Here is a 4,693-nt window from a genome sequence, read left to right as displayed (position 1 = left end):
GCTTAATTCGTTTAAAATGCTACATTTGTAAAATAATATCTCTTTGCAATAGATTTAGAAAATTAAATTCGTTGGTTTTATGTCAAAATTTGGAGAACTTATAAGCACGCAAGTCCCTGTGTTGATTGATTTTTACACAGATTGGAATGAATCATCTATCCTGATGCATCCTGTAATCAGGGATGTTGCCGCGGCTCTGGGCGATAAGGCAAAAGTGATTAAAATTGATGTCGATAAAAATCAAGAACTAGCCGATGCCTTGCGCATCAAGGGACTTCCCACTTTGATGATTTATAAAGAAGGTCAAATGATCTGGAGACAATCCGGTGAATTGGACGCCAATACCATCATTGGCTTGGTTCAAGAACATCTTTAATCCAATTTCTCGAAAACAAATCCTTTTTCTTGCCAATATTTCAACGCTCTAGGTAAAGTATATTCCAAGTTCGGAAATGCTTTTACGCTGTCGTGGAATACGATTATGCTTCCCGAGCTTACATTTTTTAGTACATTTTCCAAGCATTTTTCTGGAGAAATAGCAGTGTCATAATCAGCACTCAAGACATCCCACATTATTATTTTGTATCCCAATTTCCGTAGTTTTTTGGATTGCGAAAATTTTATTTTACCGTAAGGCGGACGGAAGAGTTTTGATTTTAGATTGTAGATTTTAGATTGCAGATTTGAAATCGAATCTTCACACAATTTAAAATTCTCCAGATATTCTTTAGTTGAAGTTTTCCAGCCGTTCAAATGGTTGAAGGTATGATTCCCGACGGAATGTGCATCGTTGATTACTTTTTTGAAAATTTCGGGATGTTTTTCTATGTTGTGACCAATGCAGAAAAAAGTGGCTTTGGCATTGTGCTTTTTTAATTCTTCGAGAACCCATTCCGTTATTTCGGGTATTGGACCATCGTCAAAAGTGAGGTAGATTTTGTTTTCTGTATTGGATATCGCCCAAACATGGTTTGAGAATATTTTTTTAATGAAAGCATTTGTTTTTATCCAGTAGAAACTCATAATCCAAGATTTTATTCATTAACAACAAAAAAATGTAGCGGCATTTTTCAACAGCGCTACATTTTTTATTTTCATCTTTTTATGTTTTGTTATTCTCTATCGCGACCAAAATGTTCAAAAATCTTGATGTAAGTATTGAATGGGGCCTTGTTTTTATTGTAAAATTCAATATCGCCGTTTTCCTTCATTACTAGTAACAGGCTTCTGTAACGTTCCATATCGGTAATGATGTCAATGGCAATGTCGTTTTGATCTGAAAGACCCAGTTTTCCATAATAATTAAGGTTTTCTTGGTATTTCTTTATCAATTTTTCTAGAAGCTGCTGCGCTTTTGCTTTTTCTCCCACTTGATAATATCCTTTGGTAAAAGGCTCTACCATGGCATAATAGCCAAATTTATCCAAAGGCATTTTTGTCAAGGCTAAATTGATAACGTTTTTCGCTTTGTCCAATTTTCCTTCGGCTATCAACCTATCCATTAATCTTGACAGAACAGAGCGGTAGGAAATGCTGTTTTTTCTAGTTTCTGGATCATGATAAATATTTCCGTCACTATTGCCCCAATCCCATTTCATTACGATGGAGTACATTTTGTCAGCATCAAGTCCTCCCATATCCATTGGGTTGGTGTCTTTGTCAATCTTTGTTTTTATTGGGACTAATTTATAAATCATGCCTTCTAGTTGAAGGTAGTTTTTCATCCATAAATAGTCTTCATCGTCAAAAGCGCCTGGGCTAAAATAGATGGGTCTTTTCCAATTGTTGTTGGCCAAAACGTCTAACATCATCAATCTGTTTTTGTACAATGCATTTCCCTTGATGTCAAGGTCTATATAAGGCACAATGGAGTCGTTGAATTTTGGAGAAATCACTTTATTCTTGATAATGACATTTTTGTCAATAGGAATCCTGATTTTATTGGTTGGAAAAAAATGGATGGTTTGTCCATTTTGCATTTCTACCGTAGATTGTGGATTTTTGATAAAATTGATAAAATCTTTGATGTCCCAACGGCTTTCCGTTTTTGGGATATGAGCCACATAATCTAATTTGTCACCCACATATTCATTGTGTGTAAATGAAATAGGCAACGGATTTGATTCGTAGGTTTTGGTTTTCATTTGGTCAATATACCAATCGGTCATAAACAGGCTCGTGTTTACAATTTTGACATCGGTTCTCACATGTTCAATTTCTTGTGCATACCAAAGCGGGAAGGTGTCGTTGTCGCCAATGGTGTATAAGATGGCATTTGGGTCACATGAGTTTAAATAGGCTTTTGCCAATGCTGTTGCAGTATATTTTCCTGAACGATCGTGGTCGTCCCAGTTTTGGCAAGCCATAATAACGGGAACTGCCAATAAAGAGGCGGCAATAATTACGGGTCCTGCTATTTTTGGCGCCAAGTATTTTTGGAAACTTTCATAAAGAGCATAAACTCCAAAGCCTATCCAAATGGCAAACACATAAAAAGAACCCACCAAGGCATAATCTCTTTCTCGAGGCTCAAATGGTCTTTCGTTGAGGTAAATTTTTAGGGCAATTCCCAAAAACAGGAATAAAACAAGAAGCACGTAGAAACTTTTTCGATCCTTGGATGCGTGATACATTAAACCAATTATTCCTAATATAAAAGGTAAAAAGAAATACACATTTCGACCTTTGTTATTCAATACGTCCGAAGGCAAGTTTTCCTGTGAACCCAAGTGCAATTTGTCTATAAAAGGAATGCCGCTAAGCCAATTTCCGTCTTGATAGTCATATCTTCCTTGAACATCATTTTGACGTCCAACAAAGTTCCACATTAAATACCTGAAGTACATATAGCCAAATTGGTATTCAACCATAAATCTCAAATTGTCTGCCGTTGCAGGTTTTTCCACGATTAAATAATCACCGTAACTCTTCAGGAATTTTACATAACCATCATTGTCAATTTGTTTCTGGGCGTAAGCTTGTCTAAATTCGCTTACGATTTTTTCTATTTCACCCTTCAGTTGGGCTATGGCTTTGTTGTAATCTTCCTCTGAAAGTTGGCTTGGATCAATTCCGTATTTCTGTAAATCATCTTCATACGGATAATCAGGATTTAATCTAAACGCTGGTGGATTGGTAAAATTGATGTAATTCGCAATATGATCGCTGCTCCAAAGTCTAGGTAAAATAGTTTTTTGATTGTCGTCGCTATTTTGTTCGGCATTTTTGTAGTTGTTTACAATAACATACTTTCCGGTCTTGTAATCTCTCTCATAGTTGGGAGCCTTATCTAAATAGGGATTGTTTTTGTCTAAACCTGCAAAAGCTTCTGTGTATTGTGGGCCGTAAAACAAAGGATTTGAACCGTATTGCTCCCTGTTGTAATAGGCTAAAACTTCACGGGCATCCGAGGGTTTGTTCTCGTTAATTACCGTATTTGCATTGGCACGAATAGGCAACATCATCCAGCTGGAGAAACCTATCAAAATAAACAGAATGCATAAAATTAGGGTGTTGTAGTTTACATGTCCTTTTTGATGTGTGTATTTTAAACCAAAATAAAAGAAGGCAATTAGAAGTAAAACGACAAAAATGGTTCCCGAGTTAAAAGGCATTCCTAAACTATTGACCATAAAAACTTCGGTTTTACCAAAGAAAGCCATGGTTAGGGGCAGTAATAATTTAAAAATAAAAAGTAATATGGCTATTACGACAACATTGGCAACGATGAAGTTTTTGACGGTAACCTCTTTATAATGCTTGAAATAATAAATAAAACCAATTGCAGGAATGGTTAACAAGGCCATAAAATGAACCCCAAATGTAAGTCCAACTACCAATGATATAATCAATAACCATTTATTGCCTCTTGGCGAATCCATGTCTTGTTCCCATCGTAAGCCCAGCCAAAAAAGCAAGGCGATAAACAAGGAGGCCATCGCATAAACTTCGGCTTCAACGGCACTGGCCCAAAAACTATCTGAAAAAGTATAAGCCAAGGCGCCCACAAAAGAACTGCCAAGAATTACTATGGAATTGTTTTTGTTGACCTCGGCATACTGCGAGATTATTTTTTTCAAGATCATCGATGATGACCAAAACATAAATAAAATCGTAAACGCACTCGAAAAAACAGACATCATGTTTACCATCAAGGCAATATATTTGTCATCGGTGGCAAACATCGCAAAAAATGCGCCCATCATTTGGAATAATGGAGCTCCCGGCGGATGTCCTACTTCAAGTTTTGCCGATGTGGCAATGTATTCGCCGCAATCCCAAAAACTCATTGTGGGTTCAACAGTGAGTGTGTATGTCATCAAAGCGATTACAAATACACACCAACCTGTAATTGTATTCCATTTATTGAAATTGAATGTTGCCATATTTATATGCTAAAATTTAGTTTAATTTTAAAACACAAAGAAAATGTTTTTTTACTTAAAGACACGAGCAATTTAGTAAATTTCCAAAAAACAAATAAGGCTTAAACGGCATATTGATTTTTGGTGTAATTTAGAGGGTTAAATAGTGGGTAAATTTTTTTTTGATAAAAAGAGGTTAAAAATTTGTACAAATTAAAATTTGTATTAAATTTGCACTCGCTTAACAGCAATGGAATTGGTCTATGGTGTAATGGTAACACAACTGTTTTTGGTGCAGTCTTTCAAGGTTCGAGTCCTTGTAGACCAAC

3 protein-coding genes and 1 tRNA gene are annotated in these 4,693 nt (G+C 36.0%); 2 read left to right on the top strand and 2 right to left on the bottom strand.

Translation table 11 applies throughout. The features are described from left to right. Nucleotides 1–79 precede the first annotated feature (79 nt). Nucleotides 80–376, top strand: a complete 297-nt coding sequence (locus C0430_RS02610) for a thioredoxin family protein (protein ID WP_290865181.1) — start codon at nucleotides 80–82, stop codon at nucleotides 374–376. Here the strand turns inward: C0430_RS02610 and C0430_RS02605 are convergent. Then, a complete protein-coding gene (locus C0430_RS02605) occupies nucleotides 373–1,023 on the bottom strand; it encodes a polysaccharide deacetylase family protein (protein ID WP_290865179.1) in 651 nt (216 codons plus the stop codon). The genes C0430_RS02610 and C0430_RS02605 overlap by 4 nt on opposite strands. 89 nt (nucleotides 1,024–1,112) lie before the next feature. After that, nucleotides 1,113–4,385 carry a DUF2723 domain-containing protein gene (locus C0430_RS02600; protein ID WP_290865177.1) on the bottom strand — a complete coding sequence of 1,091 codons (3,273 nt, stop codon included), beginning with the start codon at nucleotides 4,383–4,385 and terminating at the stop codon, nucleotides 1,113–1,115. Between the two features lie 236 nt (nucleotides 4,386–4,621). On the opposite strand from C0430_RS02600, the gene C0430_RS02595 reads away from it, so the two are divergent. Continuing rightward, a tRNA-Gln gene (locus C0430_RS02595) sits at nucleotides 4,622–4,692 on the top strand. The last annotated feature ends 1 nt before the right edge of the window (nucleotide 4,693 follow it).

Source organism: Flavobacterium sp. (assembly GCF_013823965.1).
Classification (GTDB): domain Bacteria; phylum Bacteroidota; class Bacteroidia; order Flavobacteriales; family Flavobacteriaceae; genus Flavobacterium.
Note: the sequence above shows the minus strand (reverse complement) of the source record. Positions and strands in the feature narration are given on the sequence as shown.

Coding starts and splice junctions, on each gene's coding strand:
- C0430_RS02610 (WP_290865181.1), top strand. CDS start 80: ATGTCAAAATTTGGAGAACTTATAAGCACGCAAGTCCCTGTGTTGATT.
- C0430_RS02605 (WP_290865179.1), bottom strand. CDS start 1,023: ATGAGTTTCTACTGGATAAAAACAAATGCTTTCATTAAAAAAATATTC.
- C0430_RS02600 (WP_290865177.1), bottom strand. CDS start 4,385: ATGGCAACATTCAATTTCAATAAATGGAATACAATTACAGGTTGGTGT.